This is a genomic window from Nocardioides zeicaulis (genome assembly GCF_042432345.1).
In the GTDB taxonomy this organism is placed as follows: domain Bacteria; phylum Actinomycetota; class Actinomycetes; order Propionibacteriales; family Nocardioidaceae; genus Nocardioides; species Nocardioides zeicaulis.
Genome location: NZ_JBHLXH010000001.1, coordinates 2,224,469 through 2,242,120 on the forward strand (window position 1 = coordinate 2,224,469; position 17,652 = coordinate 2,242,120).

Annotated in this window: 19 protein-coding genes; 7 read left to right on the plus strand and 12 right to left on the minus strand. The window is 72.7% G+C overall.

Features of this window, described 5'->3' with window-relative positions; translation table 11 throughout:
- Positions 1-864, plus strand: a complete 864-nt coding sequence (locus ACFFJG_RS10855; protein WP_378518715.1) for a phosphotransferase family protein — start codon at positions 1-3, stop codon at positions 862-864.
- A 10-nt stretch (positions 865-874) separates the two neighbouring features.
- Here ACFFJG_RS10855 and ACFFJG_RS10860 read toward each other — a convergent pair whose 3' ends face one another.
- The 4 genes from ACFFJG_RS10860 to ACFFJG_RS10875 all read right to left on the minus strand — a co-directional run bounded on the left by ACFFJG_RS10860 (position 875) and on the right by ACFFJG_RS10875 (position 3,958).
- Positions 875-1,357: a DUF2231 domain-containing protein gene (locus ACFFJG_RS10860; RefSeq protein WP_378518716.1), complete on the minus strand. Its 483-nt coding sequence runs from the start codon at positions 1,355-1,357 to the stop codon at positions 875-877.
- A 25-nt stretch (positions 1,358-1,382) separates the two neighbouring features.
- On the minus strand, positions 1,383-2,117 hold the full coding sequence (locus ACFFJG_RS10865; protein WP_378518717.1) for a VIT1/CCC1 transporter family protein: 735 nt from the start codon (positions 2,115-2,117) through the stop codon (positions 1,383-1,385).
- Between the two features lie 135 nt (positions 2,118-2,252).
- On the minus strand, positions 2,253-2,813 hold the full coding sequence (gene thpR / locus ACFFJG_RS10870; RefSeq protein WP_378518718.1) for an RNA 2',3'-cyclic phosphodiesterase: 561 nt from the start codon (positions 2,811-2,813) through the stop codon (positions 2,253-2,255).
- Positions 2,813-3,958, minus strand: a complete 1,146-nt coding sequence (locus ACFFJG_RS10875) for an acyl-CoA dehydrogenase family protein (RefSeq protein WP_378518720.1) — start codon at positions 3,956-3,958, stop codon at positions 2,813-2,815. The genes thpR and ACFFJG_RS10875 overlap by 1 nt, the downstream gene beginning before the upstream one ends.
- Before the next feature lie 114 nt (positions 3,959-4,072).
- Between ACFFJG_RS10875 and ACFFJG_RS10880 the strand changes: the two genes are divergently transcribed.
- Positions 4,073-5,845, plus strand: coding sequence for a sensor histidine kinase (locus ACFFJG_RS10880; RefSeq protein ID WP_378518722.1), 1,773 nt, complete (start codon positions 4,073-4,075; stop codon positions 5,843-5,845).
- Between the two features lie 65 nt (positions 5,846-5,910).
- Positions 5,911-7,695 carry a sensor histidine kinase gene (locus tag ACFFJG_RS10885; protein ID WP_378518723.1) on the plus strand — a complete coding sequence of 595 codons (1,785 nt, stop codon included), beginning with the start codon at positions 5,911-5,913 and terminating at the stop codon, positions 7,693-7,695.
- A gap of 29 nt (positions 7,696-7,724) precedes the next feature.
- Here ACFFJG_RS10885 and ACFFJG_RS10890 read toward each other — a convergent pair whose 3' ends face one another.
- Genes ACFFJG_RS10890 through ACFFJG_RS10905 form a run of 4 tightly spaced genes read right to left on the minus strand, consistent with a single transcriptional unit; the run spans position 7,725 to position 11,029 of the window.
- Positions 7,725-8,405: a hypothetical protein gene (locus tag ACFFJG_RS10890; protein ID WP_378518725.1), complete on the minus strand. Its 681-nt coding sequence runs from the start codon at positions 8,403-8,405 to the stop codon at positions 7,725-7,727.
- 59 nt (positions 8,406-8,464) lie between these two features.
- Positions 8,465-9,160, minus strand: coding sequence for an NAD-dependent deacylase (locus ACFFJG_RS10895; RefSeq protein ID WP_378518726.1), 696 nt, complete (start codon positions 9,158-9,160; stop codon positions 8,465-8,467).
- The gene (locus ACFFJG_RS10900) at positions 9,157-10,317 is read right to left on the minus strand and encodes a sterol desaturase family protein (protein WP_378518727.1); all 1,161 of its coding nucleotides are present in this window, start codon (positions 10,315-10,317) and stop codon (positions 9,157-9,159) included. Before ACFFJG_RS10900 ends, ACFFJG_RS10895 begins: the two co-directional genes overlap by 4 nt.
- A 28-nt stretch (positions 10,318-10,345) precedes the next feature.
- Positions 10,346-11,029 carry an NUDIX hydrolase gene (locus ACFFJG_RS10905; RefSeq protein ID WP_378518729.1) on the minus strand — a complete coding sequence of 228 codons (684 nt, stop codon included), beginning with the start codon at positions 11,027-11,029 and terminating at the stop codon, positions 10,346-10,348.
- Positions 11,030-11,123: 94 nt separating this feature from the next.
- On the opposite strand from ACFFJG_RS10905, the gene ACFFJG_RS10910 reads away from it, so the two are divergent.
- Together ACFFJG_RS10910 and ACFFJG_RS10915 are read left to right on the plus strand one after the other, a co-directional pair.
- A complete protein-coding gene (locus tag ACFFJG_RS10910) occupies positions 11,124-12,149 on the plus strand; it encodes an SPFH domain-containing protein (protein WP_378518730.1) in 1,026 nt (341 codons plus the stop codon).
- Positions 12,146-13,024 (plus strand): NAD(+)/NADH kinase, encoded by an 879-nt coding sequence (locus ACFFJG_RS10915; protein WP_378518731.1) that lies wholly within the window; start codon positions 12,146-12,148, stop codon positions 13,022-13,024. The genes ACFFJG_RS10910 and ACFFJG_RS10915 overlap by 4 nt, the downstream gene beginning before the upstream one ends.
- A gap of 3 nt (positions 13,025-13,027) precedes the next feature.
- On the opposite strand, the gene ACFFJG_RS10920 is transcribed toward ACFFJG_RS10915, so the two are convergent.
- Together ACFFJG_RS10920 and ACFFJG_RS10925 are read right to left on the minus strand one after the other, a co-directional pair.
- Positions 13,028-14,482, minus strand: a complete 1,455-nt coding sequence (locus tag ACFFJG_RS10920; protein ID WP_378518733.1) for a hypothetical protein — start codon at positions 14,480-14,482, stop codon at positions 13,028-13,030.
- A gap of 144 nt (positions 14,483-14,626) precedes the next feature.
- The gene (locus tag ACFFJG_RS10925) at positions 14,627-15,562 is read right to left on the minus strand and encodes a 1,4-dihydroxy-2-naphthoyl-CoA synthase (protein ID WP_378518734.1); all 936 of its coding nucleotides are present in this window, start codon (positions 15,560-15,562) and stop codon (positions 14,627-14,629) included.
- Positions 15,563-15,779: 217 nt separating this feature from the next.
- On the opposite strand from ACFFJG_RS10925, the gene ACFFJG_RS10930 reads away from it, so the two are divergent.
- Positions 15,780-16,220 (plus strand): nitroreductase family deazaflavin-dependent oxidoreductase, encoded by a 441-nt coding sequence (locus tag ACFFJG_RS10930; protein WP_378518735.1) that lies wholly within the window; start codon positions 15,780-15,782, stop codon positions 16,218-16,220.
- Positions 16,221-16,261: 41 nt separating this feature from the next.
- Positions 16,262-16,921 carry a response regulator gene (locus tag ACFFJG_RS10935; protein ID WP_378518736.1) on the plus strand — a complete coding sequence of 220 codons (660 nt, stop codon included), beginning with the start codon at positions 16,262-16,264 and terminating at the stop codon, positions 16,919-16,921.
- Positions 16,922-16,930: 9 nt separating this feature from the next.
- Here the strand turns inward: ACFFJG_RS10935 and csrA are convergent, their stop codons facing one another.
- Both csrA and fliW read right to left on the minus strand, forming a co-directional pair.
- A complete protein-coding gene (gene csrA, locus ACFFJG_RS10940) occupies positions 16,931-17,194 on the minus strand; it encodes a carbon storage regulator CsrA (protein WP_378518738.1) in 264 nt (87 codons plus the stop codon).
- A 34-nt stretch (positions 17,195-17,228) separates the two neighbouring features.
- Complete coding sequence (fliW, locus tag ACFFJG_RS10945; RefSeq protein WP_378518739.1) at positions 17,229-17,648, minus strand: flagellar assembly protein FliW; 420 nt, start codon at positions 17,646-17,648, stop codon at positions 17,229-17,231.
- Between the last annotated feature and the right edge of the window lie 4 nt (positions 17,649-17,652).

Below are 17,652 nucleotides of genomic sequence, written 5' to 3' on the forward strand. Positions count from 1 at the left end.
GTGAGCGCGCTCGCCCGCCTGCGCGCGGCCGGCTACCCCGTGACGCACGAGGTCGGCCGCGGCATGGAGGGCGTGGTGGCGGCCCTCGGCGACGAGCGGGTGGTCAAGGTCTGGGACCGCCGGCCCCGTGTGGAGGTCGACCGCCTGCGCGTCTTCTACGACGCCGTCGCCGCCGGTCTGCGCGAGGTGGGCGCCCCGCTGGCCGTGCCCGGCATCCTCGACGTCGACGAGGTCCACGGGCTGGTCGTCACCGTGCACCCCCTCCTCCGCGGACGCGCCCTGGCGCTCGACGGTGCTCGACCCGAGCCGGTCGTCGAGGTGCTGGAGTGGCTCTCACGGGTGGAGCCCGACCCCGGCATGGCGGTGCTGCCGGTGCCCGACGGCGAGGTGGCGTTCGACCCGGCCGTGCCGTTCGGGACGTCGATGGCCGACCTGGTGGAGCGCCGGGCGCCCCTGCTCGGCGACGCGGTCGGGCCGGACGTCGTGGCCCGCCTCGCAGAGGCCCTGCGCGGGCTCGCGCCGGTGCCGCCGCGCCTCGTGCACGGCGACCTCGGACCGGTGCACGTCCTGCTCGAGGACGGCCGACCGACCGGCCTGCTCGACTTCGGCTACGTCTCCACCCTGGGCGACCCGGCCTTCGACGCAGCCGTCGCGGCGTGCCTGCAGGACATGTTCGGCCCGGGCGCGGCGGCCGCGACCGCGGCGTTCGACGCGCTGTCGGTCACCCGGCTCGGGCACGACCCCGACGTGCTGGTGCTGCACCGCGCGGCCTACGGCCTCGTCACCGCGAGCTGCCTGGCCGGCCACCCCGGCCCGCACCGGGACTGGTGCCTGGACCTCGTGCGGGTGTGGGAGCGGCGCTGACCTGGGTCGGTCAGTCGTCGTCGCCGCCCTCGCTGCTCGGCGAGGTGTTGGCGACGATGTCCTTCCACACCGACGAGGCGCCCGAGTGACCGGCGTTGACGACCGCGAAGATCGCGAAGCCGGCCGCGGCGAGCGCGACGACGGCGCCGACCACCGACGTCCTCGCCGCCTGACCGGCGCGGGCGAGCAGGAAGACGACGACGAGCGTGGCGCCGGCGAGGACGTACATCGAGATCGCGGCCAGGTCGCCCTTCTCGGCGTGGTCGTAGCCCGGGTCGCCGACGCGGTGCTCGAGCGCCTCGCCGCTCTGCGTGGCCACCCACGCGGCCACGGCGGTCCCGACCGCGAGCACCACGGTGGGCCAGCGCAGGCCGGTGCGCCACCCCGGACGCAGGGCGTACGCGAGCAGCATCAGGGCCGAGAGCGGCCCCAGGACGACGACCGCGTGGACCACGAGGGCGTGGACGGGCAGGCCTGCGATGGTGTCGAACACTCGTGCTCCTCTGGTCCGGCGGTTCTCAGCCGAGGCTAGTGCCTGCCACCATGCCGATCAGGTAGGTGACACCCATCGCCAGCAGGCCGCCCGAGACGTTGCGGACCACCGCCGGCACCCGCGGGCTCAGCCCGATGCGGGCGCTGACGAAGCCGGTGAGGGCCAGCGCCGCCGCGACGCTCAGCACGGTGACGAGCACGCGGGCCGCGTCGGGGACGAACGCCACGACGAGCAGCGGGAGCAGGGCGCCGACGGTGAAGGCGACCATCGAGGCCCACGCGGCGTGCCACGGGTTGGTGAGGTTGTCGGGGTCGATGCCGAACTCGATGTCGGCGTGCGCACGCAGCGCGTCGTGCTCGGTGAGCTCGCGCGCGACCTTCTCGGCGGTCTCGGGCGTGAGTCCCTTCTCGACGTACATCCTGGCGAGCTCGCGCTCCTCGGTCTGCGGCATCTGCCGCAGCTCGGCGGCCTCGAGCGCCAGGATCGACTTCTCCGAGTCGCGCTGCGTGCTCACCGAGACGTACTCGCCCGCACCCATGCTGAGGGCGCCGGCGGTGAGCGCCGCGATGCCGGCGATGACGATCGCGCCGCTGTCGTCGGTGGCGCCGGCGACGCCCATCACGACGCCCGCCGTCGACACGATGCCGTCGTTGGCGCCGAGCACGGCCGCGCGCAGCCAGTTGAGCCGCGCGCCGACGTGGTCGCCCAGCTCGTCGTGGAAGTGCTGCGGTTGCTCGTCCGTCCCGATCTCCAGACTCATGCGCGTACTCGCTCCGCTCCGTGCGCGCACGAGGCACGACGGGCCCTGTGCTGGATGGTTCGTTCGCTCCGCTCACTCACGAGTCGATCGTCGCGCCGTCGCACGGGGCGCGCAACGAAGGTGAGCCTGCGCTCATCACCCCAGCGGGTAGGTCGCGACGACCTCGTGGCGCGGCCGCCCGCGCGGTCCCTCACCGAGGTGGGAGTGCACCAGCGCGACCTCGTCGAGCTGCCAGCGCGGGCCCTCGTACGCGTCGAGCAACCGGACCCACGAGGTGAGGTTGTCCGGCCGACCGAGCCGGCCGAGCGTGAGGTGGGGCCGGAAGCGCTGCCCGTCGACGCGGGCACCCGCGCGGGACAGCGCCGACCGGCAGGCGACGGCGAGGCGCTCGAGCACGTCGTCGTCGTCGTCGACCTCCAGCCCGGCGAAGAGCACGCGCGCCGCGTCGGGGTGCGGGAACGCGCCACCGCCGCGGACGCGCGCACCGAGCGCAGGACGGCGGGCCGCGGCCTCGCAGAGCAGCTCGTCGGCCACGTCGAGGCCGCGCGGGGGCAGGTCGGAGGCGAACGCCAGCGTGAGGTGCCACTGCTCGGCGGCCGACCAGCGGAACCCGGCCGCCTCGCGGCGCGCCGACAGGAAGTCGTCGAGGTGGTCGACGACCTCGGGCGGCGGGAGCGCCGCGACGAACGCCCGCATCACAGGCCCAGGTCGCGCCCGATCAGCATCTTCATGATCTCGTTGGAGCCGGCCCAGATCTTGGTGACGCGGGCGTCGCGCCAGGCGCGGGCCACGCGGTACTCGTTCATGTAGCCGTAGCCGCCGTGGACCTGCACGCAGTGGTCGAGCACGTCGTTCTGGACCTGCGAGGTCCACCACTTCGCCTTGGCGGCGTCGACCGGCGTGAGCTCCTTGCGGTTGTGCGCGAGCACGCACTGGTCGACGAAGGCCTGCGTCACGTCGACGCGGGTGACCAGGTCGGCGAGCAGGAACTGGGTGTTCTGGAAGGAGCCGATCGGCTGGCCGAAGGCCCGGCGGTCCTTGGCGTACTGCACCGTCTCCTCGAGGATCTGCCGGGCGTGGGCGAGATTGGTGATCGCCGAGCCGAGGCGCTCCTGCGGCAGGAACTGCATCATCGAGATGAAGCCGGTGTCGAGGGGACCGACCAGGTCGGCGCCGGAGACGCGGACGTCCTCGAAGGACAGCTCCGCGGTGTCGGACTCGTCCTGGCCGACCTTGTCGAGCACCCGGCCGACGCTGAAGCCGTCGAGGGTCGTGTCGACGGCGAACAGCGAGATGCCCTTGGCCTTCTTCTCGGGGCTGGTGCGCGCGGCCACCAGGACCAGGTCGGCCGAGCCGCCGTTGGTGATGAAGGTCTTCGAGCCGTTGATCACCCAGTCGTCGCCGTCGCGCACCGCGGTCGTCCTGAGGTTCGCCAGGTCCGACCCGCCGCCGGGCTCGGTCATGCCGATGGCGGTGACGAGCTCGCCGGAGGCGGCGCGGGGCAGCCAGCGGGCCTTCTGCTCGTCGTCGGTGAGGTGCACGAGGTAGGGCACGGTGATGTCGGCGTGGATGCCCACGCAGCTGGGCAGGGTCATGTTGACCTTGGCCAGCTCCTCGGTGAGGACGGCGTTGAAGCGGTAGTCGCCCGCCTCGGACCCGCCGAACGCCTCGGGGATCTCCAGGCCCAGGAAGCCCTGCTTGCCGGCCGAGATCCAGAAGTCGCGGTCGAGGCCGTGGCGCTCGGCGTACGTCTCGAGGTGGGGGGTGACCTCACGGTCCAGGAACTGCTTGACCGACGCGCGGAACGCCTCGTGGTCCTCGTCGTAGATGTCACGCTGCATGACCCCTATGTTACCCGCCAGTCACCTAGGTGGGCCATCTCCGGCGAAACGTCGCACGCGGGGTGCGATCGCGTCGTAACCTCGCTGGTGCCGGTGATGGGGGGCGGAGCAGCCGTGACCGAAGGTCAGCCGACGTGGATCAGGCCACGTGAGCTCGCGTGGGGCAACGAGGCCCAGCGCGCGGTCCTGCACGCCATCGCGGAGGACGTCGCGAAGCGGACCGCCCACAAGGTCGTGGCCCTCGAGGTGCTGAGGTCCGACGGCTACCTGGAGTTCGTCGCGATCGCTGGCGACGAGGCGGCGCGGGCCAAGATGATGGGCCAGGCCTCCCCGCTGGAGCTCGGCCACATCCGCCGCCTGGGCCAGGAGATGGACGGGTGGTGGCACGTGCCCCACGACCGCCTCGACGACACCACGCGCGCCTGGCTCGACCAGTACGGCCACCGCCCCGACGTGCCGGCCTCCGGCGTGCCCGGCGGCTGGGACCCCGACGACCAGATGGTGCGCCTGCTGGAGGACGCCGACGGCGAGCTCCGCGGCCTGCTCTACCTCGACGAGCCGCTGTCGGGCCTGCGCCCCACCCCCGAGGTGGTCACCGCCATCAACGCCGAGGCCGGCGTGCTCTTCGAGGCCATCATCAGCATCGTCGAGCGCGAGCTCTACGCCGAGCAGGTGCGGATGGTCAACCAGGCCCGCGCGGCCATGCGCGACATCGAGCCGGGCCGTCGGCTCGAGGAGTTCCTGGAGGAGATGACCGCGGCGATGGCCGCGCGGATGAACGTCGACTCGGCCGACGTGGTGCTCAAGGGCGATGCGCTCGACCTGCTCGCGCCCGACCGCGAGCAGCTGGAGGAGGTGATGACGCAGGTGTGGCGCCGGCGTGGCCACCTCATGGTCGAGCGCGACCAGACCTGGGGCGCCCTCGGTGCGGCCGTCGCCACCCGACCCGAGCTGGTCTCGGAGATGGAGAAGCGGGGGCTCGAGTCGTGGCTCCTCGTGCCGATCGGCATGGGCGAGGACTTCCTCGGCACCCTCGGGCTCGGCCGGGCGGCGAACGGCGACCGCTGGACCGCCTCGGAGATCAACGCCGCGACCGTGGTGGCCGCCGACCTCGCCTCGATGGTCCTCGATGCCCGGGTCGTCGAGCGCGAGCGCGAGCTCAACTCCCGGCTGCGCGCGCTCAGCGACTACCGCCACGACATGATCTTCACCCTCGCCCACGAGCTCCGGAACCCGGTCAGCGTGCTGTGGACCAACCTGGAGCTGATCCAGGACGACGCACCACCGCCGGAGATGCAGGGCTCGCTGGCCGCCATCGAGCGCGCCGCGCGCCGCATCGAGGACATGGTCGAGGACCTGATGGCCCTCGGCCGGGTCAGCGACCCCCGCGCGGCGGCGACGGCCGAGGTGCGGCTGTCGGAGATGACGCGCGACGTGGCGGCGTTCCTCGCCCCGCTCGGGGAGCAGGACGGCATCGACCTCGAGCTGGCGGTCGCCGACGACCTCGTCGTGGACGGGGAGCCCGCCGGCCTGCAGCGGCTGGTGACCAACCTGGTCTCCAACGCCCTCAAGTACACCTCGTCCGGCGGCCGGGTGCGGGTGGTGCTGGAGGAGGCGAGCCGCGACGGCGCCGACGGCGTGCGCCTCACGGTGGCCGACACCGGCATCGGGATCAGCCAGGAGGAGGTCGCGCGGGTCTTCGAGGCGTTCTTCCGCTCCCAGGACCCCAGCGCGCGCCGCCGTCCCGGCACCGGCCTCGGCCTCGCCGTCGTCCGCCGCGTCACCCAGCAGCACCTCGGGCACGTCGAGGTCGCCTCGGTGCTCGGTGAGGGCACGACCTTCACCGTCTGGCTGCCTCGGCTGACACCGTCCCCCCCGGGGGAGTGAGCGAGGCCTTCCCGTGGGGCGTCGCGCCCCTTACGCTGCCCTCGGCAGGGAGGGACGGGGCACCAATGGACGAGGTGCGGGCAGGTGGACGCCGCACGCGCGACCTCAGCTGGGGTGATGCGCGCGCGCGTGCGCTCATGCACGCCCTGGCGCGGGACGCCGCCGCCCGGGCCGGCTTCGCCGTCTGTGCGATCGAGGTCGTCCGGCCGGAGGGCCTGCTCGAGTTCGTCGCCATCCACGGCGACACCGAGCACGCCGAGGAGCGGCTCGGCACCGCGTCGGGGCTGGCGGAGATGGAGGTGGTCCTCTCCGAGGGCGACACCGTCGGGCACTTCACCTGGATCCCGGAGGAGCAGCTGTCGACCGAGGCGCTGGCCCGCCTCGACGGCCTGGTCGTCGTGCCGGACCTGCCCCCCTCCGACCGTCCCGACGCCTGGCGCCCGATGGACATGCTGGTCGCCCGGGTCGTCGACGAGCGCGGCGACCTGCGCGGCCTGCTCTACCTCGACGTCCCCGACGACCTCGTGCGCCCCGACAAGCGGCGCCTGTTCGAGATCTCCGACGACCTGTCCATGACGCTGCGCTCCATCGTCACGGTCATCGAGCGCGAGGAGTACGCCGACCACATGCGGGTGATCCGGGCCACCCGGCGCCTGGCGCGGTCCAACCCGGCGCGCCACGACGTGGCCCACCTCGTCCGCGAGGCGCGCAGCACCCTCCTCGGCGCGCTCTCGGTCGACGAGCTGGAGATCCACCTCTTCCTCGGCGACGACGACGAGAGCCCCGACAGCCTCGGCCTCGGCATGGCGCCGGAGGTGCGCCGCTCCCTCGACGAGGCGGCGGCGCGCGCGTGGACCCACCAGCGGGTGATCATCATCGAGCCCGACCAGGTGTGGGGCGACGCGCAGCTGGGCCGCGACTCCGGGTGGTTCACCGACGCGCTGCGCGAGGCCGACCTCCAGGCCGTGGTGGTCGCGCCCGTCGGGGTCGACGACGAGGTGCTCGGCATGATGATCGCGGCCCGTCGCACCGGCGCGCGGCGCTGGACCGACGGCGAGGGCGTCGCGGCCCTCGAGCTCGGCCACGACCTCGGCCGGGCCATCGCCAACGCCCACGCGACCCAGCGCGAGCGACGGCTGCTGCAGGAGCTGCGCGAGCTGGAGGAGACGCGGCGCAAGTTCCTCCGCGTGCTGACCCACGAGATCAACAACCCGATGACGATCATCGCGGCCAACGCCGAGTTCCTCAGCCAGAGCGAGTTCTCCGACGAGCGCGACCGCCGCCGCGCCCAGGCCATCGTCCGCGGGTCCGAGCGGCTCGCCGGGCTGCTCGAGGGGCTCGCGCTCCTCTCGCGCGTCAGCGACCCCCAGCACCCGCCGGCGCGGATGAGGATCGACCTGCGCCAGGTCGTGCAGGACGCGGCGACCTCCATGGCCGCCGTCGCAGAGCGCGCCGGGGTCACCCTGCACCCCGCCTCGGGAGGCCTGCCCGCCCGCGTGCTCGGTGACCCGCGCGAGGTGGCCGGCGCGGTGGGCAACCTGGTCGACAACGCCGTGAAGTACTCCGACCCCGGCGACGAGATCTGGCTCGACCTCGACGTCGACGCCGACGGCGCCGTCACCTTCTCGTGCCGCGACGAGGGCATCGGCATCTCCGAGGAGGACCGCGCGGTCATCTTCACCCCGATGTTCCGCTCCACCAACGACGCGGCGCTGCGGCGGCCCGGCACCGGCCTGGGGCTGGGCATCGTCCGCGAGATCATGCAGCGCCACGGCGGGAGCGTCGAGGTGGAGTCCGAGCTCGGCGCGGGGACGACCGTGCGCCTGTCCTTCCCCGCCGTGCCGGCCTGAGCCCGAGGTCCACGGGCCCGGGCGCGGCCTCAGCGGACGGCCACCTCGCGGGCGGGAGGCCGCTGCACGTGCACCGGCTGGTCGAAGTCGGAGAACGACAAGGTGGCGCCGTCGCGGGCGTCGTCCTCGACGCGCACGACGTGGTGGGGGGCCTCGCTGAGCACCCACACGGTCCGGCCGGGCTCGGGGGAGTAGTGCACCGAGCGCACGCCGTTGCCGAGGTCGTCGTCCTCCTCGAGCACGAGGTCGTCGCCACCTCCCGAGACGGTGCCGACCCACCCGTCGAGGGCGCACAGCTCCAGCAGCCGCGGGGCGTCCGCACGCACCCATCCGTCCGCCAGGCGCGACCGGGACTGCGCCGGGAGCGCGACGCTGCCACCGAGCCGGTCGAAGAACCCCGCGTCGCCCGTGAGCCAGGCGGTGCCCCCGACGCGACGCAGCGTGATCCGGCCCTCGGCGGTGCGCATCGTCCCCGAGCAGCGTCCGCGCGCGTCCATCGCGAGGTCGACGAAGACGCTCCGTCCCTCCAGCAGGACCTGGCCGGTGGCCCGCAGGCTGGTCAGGTCGGACATGGCCGCGGTCGCGGCCGCCACCACCTGGGCGGGCTCCTGCCGCGCGAAGTCCGAGGTGGTGAACCGGTCGTACGCCGAGCAGCCCGAGCCGGTCACCAGCAGCGCCGTGACCAGCGCAGCGCGCAGCGCGTGCCTCATCCTCGTCCTCCGTCGTGCGTCGAGGAACCATCCCACCACGCCGGACGGGGTCCGCGTGGTCAGACGGCCGGACCCACCAGCTCCTCGACCCACTGCGGGACGAGCACGGTCGCCGGTCCCTGCCGCGACTGCGCGAACCCGGTCGCCCCGGCGCTCGGCTCGAGGTTGAGCTCGAGGGTCGAACCGCGGGCCCAGTGCACGAAGGCGGCGGCCGGGTAGACGAGCCCCGAGGTGCCGATCGAGACGAACAGGTCGCACTCCTCGAGCGCGTCCTCGACGAGGGGGAGGCCGTGGGGGACCTCGCCGAACCACACGATGTCGGGACGCAGGTCGCGCGCCCCGCACGCCGGGCAGGGTGGGCGGTGCAGCAACGGGCCGTCCCAGTCGTGCCTCTCGTCGCACGCCGTGCACCAGGCCGAGCGCAGGCTCCCGTGGACGTGGTGCACCCGCCGGGACCCCGCCCGCTCGTGGAGGTCGTCGACGTTCTGGGTGACCAGGAGCAGGTCGTCGCCGAGCGCGTCCTCGAGGCGGGCGAGCGCGAGGTGGGCGGCGTTCGGCACGGCGTGGGCGAGGGCGTCGCGCCGCTCGTCGTAGAAGCGGAGGACGAGGTCGGGGTCGTCGGCGTACGCCTCGGGTGTGGCGACCTGCATCGGGTCGTGGCCCTCCCAGAGCCCGCCGGAGTCGCGGAAGGTGGCCAGGCCGCTCTCCGCGGAGATCCCGGCGCCGGTGAGCACGACGACGCGCGGTCCGTTCATGCCGCGCCTGCCGCGGCGCGCCGTGCGTAGGCCCAGCCCGGGCGGCGCAGGAGGAAGGACCAGCGGTCGTGCCAGGTGTCCGCCGCGGCGACGTCGACCGCGATGTCGGCCCACTCGTGCGTGGCGATGCGGACGGGCGAGTACGAGCCCAAGTCGCTCGTCAGGCCGTAGACGACCGGCTCGTCCTCCTCCTCGAAGGTGCCGAAGAGGCGGTCCCACAGGATGAGGATGCTGCCGTGGTTGCGGTCGAGGTACTCGCGGTTCGACCCGTGGTGCACCCGGTGGTGGGACGGGGTGTTGAAGACCTTCTCGACCCAGCCGAGGCGCCGGATCGCCTCGGTGTGGATCCAGAACTGGTAGATCAGGTTGATGCCCCGCGCCTGCTCGATCAGCGCCGGCCGCACGCCGAGGAGGGCGAGGAGGCCGTAGGGCACGGTCAGCGTGACGCCCTCGGCGACCGGCTGCCGCAGCGCAGTGGAGAGGTTGTAGCGCTCGCTCGAGTGGTGCACCACGTGCACGGCCCACAGCCAGCGGCTCTCGTGGCTCAGGCGGTGGTTCCAGTAGTAGACGAAGTCCCAGCCGAGCACCGCCACCAGTGCCGCCCAGGGGCCGCCCCCGAGGTCGAGCGGCGAGCAGGCGTGGAGCCGACGGCCCGAGGTCATGGCGGCCCAGGTGGTCGAGGTGACCAGCGCGGTGGAGGCGACGGCGCTCACGGCGAGCGCGCCGTGGGCCTTCCTCAGCACCGGCGGCGTGCGGTCGCCGCGGGGGGTGGTCGGGCCCTGCCGGATCTCCGCGAGCTCGTCCTGGACCTCGCGCACGTCGGCCGGGACGGTCCGGGGGGCGGGCAGCGCCCCGTCGCGGAGCCGACGGCGTACGACGTCGCCCACCGTGGTGAGCGCGGCCGCGGCGGCACCGAGCGCGAGCAGCGTGCGCCCGTGGCGGCCCACCCCCGGCGTCAGCGGGTCGAGCAGTCGCTTGGCCACCCACGGCGCGGCGAGGCTGCCGATGCCCATGGTCAGGCTCGCCACGGTGTCGGCGAGCTGGTAGTCGCCGGCGCGGGTGCCCGGCTCGACCGGGTGCGTGCGCTGCCAGGCGTGCTCCGCGCCCATCGCGGCGACGAACGCCGGGATGGCCGCCACGGTCAGGTCGATCCTCACAGCCGCCATCGTGCCCGATCGGCGGTGCTCAGCGCAGCAGCGGCGGGTGCAGGGTGCGGGCGTCGCCGGCGCGGAAGAGGCGGGCCGGACGGCCGCCGTCGCGCGTGGTGGTCGCCCCGGTCTCCACCACGAAGCCGGCGGCCCCGGTGACCTTGCGGTGGAAGTTGCGCGGGTCGAGGCGGGTGCCCCACACCACCTCGTAGACCCGGCGCAGCTCGCTGATCGTGAAGTCCGCGGGGCAGAACGCGGCGGCGAGCGGGGTGTACTCGAGCTTGGCGCGGGCGCGCTCCAGCCCGGCGGCCAGGATCGCGCCGTGGTCGAAGGCCAGGTCGTCCTCGGCGAGCACGTCGGCCACGACCCGCCACTGTGCGTCCGCGGCGTCCGTCCCGGCCGTCGGCGCCGGGAGGTCGGGGGCGAGGGCGAGGTGGGCGACCGTGACCGTGCGCATCCGCGGGTCGCGGTCGGGCGCACCCCACGACCCGAGCTGCTCGAGGTGCACCCGGGCGACGTCGAGGCCGGTCTCCTCCCGGAGCTCGCGGGCAGCGGCCTGGTCGAGGTCCTCGTCGGGGCGCAGGAAGCCACCGGGCAGCGCCCACCGCCCGAGGTGCGGCTCCTCCCCGCGCCGGACGAGCAGCACCTGGAGGTCCTCGTCGCGCACGGTGAGGACCACGAGGTCGACGGTGACGGCGACGGGTGGGTGGGCGGACGGCATCCCCGGATCGTACGCCCTTCTCGTCATCTTGACGATTAAGGCGGGAGGTAGTTATCGTCAGGTTGACGAGAACAACTCACCCAGGAGAACCGCCATGGCTGACATCGCCCGCTACCCGTTCGTCCGGCACCTCCGCGGATCCGGCACCACCCACGTCGAGCAGATCCGCAACGGGCGCACCGTGCGGTCCGGCGTCGGCGCCTCGTTCTGGTTCCGCCCGCTCAGCGCCGTACTCAACGAGGTCCCCGTCGACGACCGGGAGCTGCCGCTGCTCTTCCACGCCCGCACCGCCGACTTCCAGGACGTGACGGTGCAGGCCACGATCACCTACCGCGTCGCGAGCCCCGCGACCGCCGCCGGCCGCATCGACTTCTCCATCGACCCCGAGCACGGCCAGTGGCGCGGGTCGCCCCTCGACCAGGTCGCGGCCCTGCTGACCGAGTCAGCCCAGCAGTACGTCGTCGACCTGCTCGCCACGCTCGCCCTCACCGACGCGCTCGCGGGCGGCGTGGGCCCGCTCCGCGCGGTCATCTCCGAGGGCCTCTCCGGCGACGCGCGGCTCACGCAGACCGGCATCGAGGTGGTCGGCGTGCGGGTGGTGGCGCTGCGTCCCGAGCCCGAGGTCGAGAAGGCGCTGCGCACGCCGACGCGCGAGCAGGTCCAGCAGGACGCCGACAAGGCGACCTTCGAGCGCCGCGCGGTGGCCGTGGAGCGCGAGCGCGCGATCGGCGAGAACGAGCTCCAGACCCAGATCGAGCTCGCCCGCCGCGAGGAGCAGCTCGTCGCCCAGCGCGGCGCGAACGCCCGCCGCCAGGCCGAGGAGCACGCGGCCGCCGATGCGGTCGCCACCGAGTCGGAGGCCCGGCGCACCGTGGCGCTCGCCGAGGCGAACGCCGAGGGCACCCGCCTCGCCGGCGCCGCCCAAGGCGACGCGGAGGCCGCGCGGGTGGCGGCGTACGCCGACGTCTCCGAGGCGGTCCTGATGGCGCTGGCCCTGCGCGAGCTCGCGGCCAACCTGCCCCACATCGACTCGCTGGTCCTGAGCCCCGACGTGGTCACCCAGGCGCTCGCCCGGCTCGGCGCCGGAGCCGGCACCGCTGCCGCCCGGGAGCAGGCATGAGCCTGACGCCGCGGGTGGTCGTGGTGACGCGTCGCACCGAGTACGACGAGCTGCTGGCCACCCACGGCACCCGCGGACAGGCGGCGTTCTTCCTCAGCACGCGCGGGCGTGACATCGCCGAGCTGGAGGAGCGCCACCACCGCACCGTGCAGGCGGTCGAGCAGGCGACCGCGGCCATCCCGCTCGACTGGCGTCGGGGCACCGTGGAGCGTGCTGACGTCTCCCGGTTCCTCTTCGCCCCCGAGGACGTCGTCCTGGTCGTCGGGCAGGACGGGCTCGTGGCCAACGTCGCCAAGTACCTCACCGGCCAGCCGGTCGTCGGCGTCGACCCCGAGCCGGGCCGCAACGCCGGCGTCCTGGTCACCCACCCCGCTGCGGACGTGGCCGACCTGCTCCGCGCCACCGACCGCGTCGAGGAGCGGACGATGGTCGAGGCCCGCCTCGACGACGGCCAGCGGCTGGTCGCCCTCAACGAGGTCTTCGTGGGCCACCCCAGCCACCAGACTGCCCGCTACACCCTCCGCACCCCGGACGGGGCGGAGGAGCCGCAGGCCTCGTCGGGCGTGATCGTCGCGACCGGCACCGGCGCGACGGGCTGGTGCCGCTCCGTCGCCCTCGAGCGGCACAGCGAGCTCGCCCTCCCGGCGCCGGCGGAGCAGCGCCTGGCGTGGTTCGTGCGCGAGGCCTGGCCCTCGCCCGCCACCGGCGCCGGCCTGACCGAGGGCGACCTCGTCGACGGCGAGCTCACCCTCACCGTCGCCTCCGACCGCCTCGTGGCCTTCGGCGACGGCGTCGAGGCCGACGCCCTCACCCTCACCTGGGGCCAGACCGTCCGCGTCGGCCGCGCAGGGACGGTGCTGCGGCTCGTGCGCTGAGGCTCAAGACGGCATATGAACTACGAACGGGATGCCCGCTCGAGTCAAGGAATCCGTGATGTCTGGAGCTATCGCCATACCGGTGGGGCCTGGGTAGAAGTGCCACTCGACCTTGAATCCGCGGCCGGCGATCAAATGATCGGCATCGATCTGACCCTGCACGGTGGACGACCAGATTTGGGAGCCGATCTTGGCGACAAGAAGGGTCGATCGGCCTTGAACTGGGCCATGCGCGCACGCGGTGCAGACGTCGTAGAGGCGCCCACCCGTGCCGGAGGGTGACGGCACGAAGACAGGTCCTGAACGTGCCGTGTCGTCGTTCTGCGCAGTGAGGGCGGTCAGATCAGCGGTCGCATCGTCGATCGTGAGGAAGAAGCCGTCCTCGTCCTGGACAGAGTCACTACGGGGTGGGCCAACGGCTAGACCGGCCGCCTTGTTGATCAGTTGTACGGTTCCGGCCAGGTCGGCGCCCCTCGCTATCAACGCAACGAGGTTCTTGTCGCTCAACTTCGCCTTGACCGCGGCGTCATAGCTGTCTGGATCCGTTGCACCGAGGAGCCTCATCCTCATGCCGTCGGGGATCTTGTCCCACGTCGCAAGGCGACGGGCCAGCTCACCAACCAGTTGAGGGTGCTTCGCGACAAACTGTGACGTCTTCCTTACCGCCTTGGCCGCATCGCCGACGTAGGGAAGAAGCCCGGCGCCCGAGATGCCAGCATCTGCCCAACGACGGTGGACTGCGTTCGCGACGACGTCCCTCGCGTCGGCAAGCGACCCTGTGAACCATCCGGCGACCGGGATGATACTGCTTGCGCCTCCTGAGAGTGAGCCGACGAGTTGCGCCACGGTGTCGCTCTCCCGGGCATCGCCGTAGTAAAGGCCCTCGGTGTACTCGTCCAGCCAGGCGTCGGGGCTTTCGAGATGATCCGCCACGACGGGCGACTGCTCATTATGAACGTCCTCGACGTCAGGGAACCCGTCGCCATCGCTGTCTGTGGCGTTCGGATCGGATCCCCACTTCCACTCGGCGGCGTCGAGCAAACCGTCGCCATCACTGTCCTGCGAGAAGACGTCGCTCCCACCACTCAACTCGACCGCATCGGTCAGGCCGTCGAAGTCCGAGTCCGGCCGAGCCGGATCGGCCAGCGAACGGTACGTCTGATGCTCGCAGTCCCACAGCAAGCGAAGTTCGCCCAAGGGGCTAGTCGCCATCCGCTCGCCGACCTCGTCGGAGTCCGGAACGAGGTCACCGTCGCTGTCGGCCGCCGCTGGATCGGTCACGTAGGTCGCCGCGCCACCTTCTGTTCGCAGGCCGGCGCGCTCACGGCAGTCGGACAGGCCGTCGCCGTCGGAGTCGTGATTGACCCAGACTGCGCGTAGGGGTAGGGCAAGCAAGACGAGCGCCATGACCGCGATCAGGACGCCGTACGACGCGCGCCACAACTTTCGTAACATCATCCCCCCGGGATCATCGACATACCCACAGCCGTTGGGTCCGGGGCGGCAGCCCGAACGCTATGCGACCAGACGCGGCGTCGCGCGGGTTTAGAGCGGTCCGCGCCGATCACCGGGCGCGTGCTGCGGCTCGTGCGCTGAGGGCGCTCAGTAGTACCAGGGGTAGGGCGACCAGTCGGGCTCGCGCTTCTCGAGGAACTGGTCGCGCCCCTCCTGCGCCTCGTCGGTCATGTAGGCCAGGCGGGTGGTCTCGCCGGCGAAGAGCTGCTGGCCCACCAGGCCGTCGTCGAGGAGGTTGAAGGAGTACTTCAGCATCCGCTGGGCGGTGGGGGACTTGCCGTTGATCCTCCGCCCCCAGTCGAGGGCGACCTTCTCGAGGTCGGCGTGGTCGACGACGCGGTTGACCGCGCCCATGCGGTGCATCTCCTCGGCGTCGTACTCGTCGGCGAGGAAGAAGATCTCGCGGGCGAACTTCTGACCGACCTGGCGGGCGAGGTAGGCCGAGCCGTAGCCGCCGTCGAACGAGCCGACGTCGGCGTCGGTCTGCTTGAAGCGCGCGTGCTCGCGGCTGGCCAGGGTGAGGTCGGCGACGACGTGGAGGCTGTGCCCACCGCCCGCGGCCCAGCCGGGGACCACGCAGAGGACGACCTTGGGCATGAAGCGGATCAGCCGCTGGCACTCGAGGATGTGCAGGCGGGCGAGCCTGGCCTTGTCGATCGGGTTCGGCGCCTCGCCCGCGTCGACGTGGCCGTCGGTCTCGTACTGGTAGCCCGCCCTGCCCCGGATCCGCTGGTCGCCGCCGGAGCAGAACGACCACTTGCCGTTCCTCGGGCTCGGGCCGTTGCCGGTGAGGATCACGCACCCGACGTCGGCCGACGTGCGGGCGTGCTCCAGCGTGCGCAGCAGCTCGTCGACGGTGTGGGGGCGGAAGGCGTTGAGCACGTCGGGGCGGTCGAAGGCGATCCGCACGGTGCCGTGCTCGCGGGCGCGGTGGTAGGTCAGGTCGGTGAGGTCCTCGAAGCCGGGGACGACGTCCCACGCCTCGGGGTCGAAGATCTCGCTGACGCCCTCGATCGCACTCATGGCCGGAGGCTATCTCCCGGTCGTCCACCGGGACCCGGCTGCCCTGCCGGTGCCCGGACGACCGTCTCCCGGTGGACCACCGGCACGGCGGGCGGGGGTAGTCCAGTGGCAGGACGCTGTCGCGCGGGCGTCAGGACAGCACTTCGTCACTGGACTACCCCGGGAAGGCGGGGTGCGGGTCTGGAAGAACGGGCCGGGCCGTGGTGTTGTGGTGCGCATGGCACTGACTGGCACCTATGTCCCCAGCACGTCCGAGTGGGTCCGCAACCAGGTCGAGCAGTACGAGGCGACCGACGGTGGAGAGGCCGGCACCCTGCCCGGCACGGACTACCCGATCGTCGTCATCACCTCGGTCGGCGCGAAGTCGGGCAACCTGCGCAAGAACCCGGTGATGAAGGTCGAGCGCGACGGGGCCTACCTCGCGGTGGCCTCGAAGGGCGGCGCGCCGGAGAACCCGGAGTGGTACTACAACTTCGTCGCCCACCCCGAGGTCGAGCTGCAGGACGGCGCCGAGAAGCACGTCTACACCGCGCGGATCCTCGAGGGCGAGGAGCGGGCCGACTGGTGGGAGCACGCGGTCGCCACGTGGCCCACGTACGCCGAGTACCAGACGCGCACCGACCGCGAGATCCCGCTCTTCCTCCTCGAACGGGCGTGACGGGCGGCGGTCTGGGTACGGCAGGGCATGGAGGGACCCCGATGACGAGCGCGCCGGCGATCCGGGTCTACCTGCTCGACGACCACGCGGTCGTGCGCCGGGGGCTGCGCGCCGTGCTCGAGCTCGAGGACGACCTCGAGGTGGTCGGCGAGGCGGGCACCGTCGCCGAGGGCGTCCCCGACATCCTCGCGCTGGCGCCCGACGTCGCGGTGCTCGACGGCCGCCTACCCGACGGGCACGGGATCGAGGTCTGCCGGCAGGTCCGCTCGGCCAACCCCGACATCAAGGCCCTCATCCTGACCAGCTACGACGACGACGAGGCGCTGTTCAACGCGATCCTCGCCGGTGCGGGCGGCTACGTCCTCAAGCAGGTCGACGAGAGCGCGCTCGTCAACGGCATCCGGGCGGTCCACCAGGGTCAGTCGCTGATCGACCCGGCCGTGGCGGTCCGGGTGATCGAGCGGATGCGCTCACGCGAGTCGGCCGCGCCGGCGGGCCTGTCCGCGCTCACCGACGTCGAGTCGACCATCCTCGACCACATCACCGACGGGCTGACCAACAAGCAGATCGGCGACCGGCTCTACCTCGCCGAGAAGACGGTCAAGAACCACGTCACCAGCCTGCTCGCCAAGCTCGGCGTGCAGCGGCGCACCCAGGCGGCCGTGATCGCCTCCCAGCTGGGACGTACGCAGCGGGGCTGAGCCTGCGGCTCAGGCGTCCTCGTCGTCGGTGCGCTGGCCCTTGCCCCGGTCGCGCATCGCGGTCAGCAGCGAGTCGACCGCGTTGTCGCTGGGCGAGGCGGCCTCCTGGTTGGACTGGGCCAGCTGCGCCAGCAGCTCCTGGCGGTGGACCGCCACCGAGCGGGGCGCGTCGATGCCGATGCGGACCACGTCACCACGCACCTCGAGCACCGAGACGGTGACGTTGTCACCGATGACGATGCTCTCTCCCGCACGACGGCTCACGACCAGCATGTGGCCACGCTACCCGAGGCCGGGGCGAGACCGGTCAGGCGATCAGCGGCGTGGCGACCGAGAGCGACGGGTCGTCGAGGACGACCTGGAGCGCGCGGTGGGTGCTGATGTCGACCACGACGGGTGCGGCGAGGTTGGCGGTGGTGCTCGCCAGCGACGAGCCGGCGGTCAGCACGCACAGCACGACGAGGTCGTCGACCGAGCTCGAGCCGAGCTCCCCGAGGACCTCCTCCTCGACCTCCGGCGCGTAGTCGGGGAAGAAGGGAGTGGGCGGGACGACGAGGAAGCGCAGCCCGGGCTCGTCCAGCGAGGTGAGGCTGCAGAGCACCCCGTCGTCGTCGACCTGCACGAGCGCGAACCGGGCCAGGCCGGGGAAGCCGGGCATGGGCTGTACCAGCTCGATGACCGGGATCTCGGGCACGTCGGTCGGGACGCTCATCGTCGTGTTCTCCATCGTC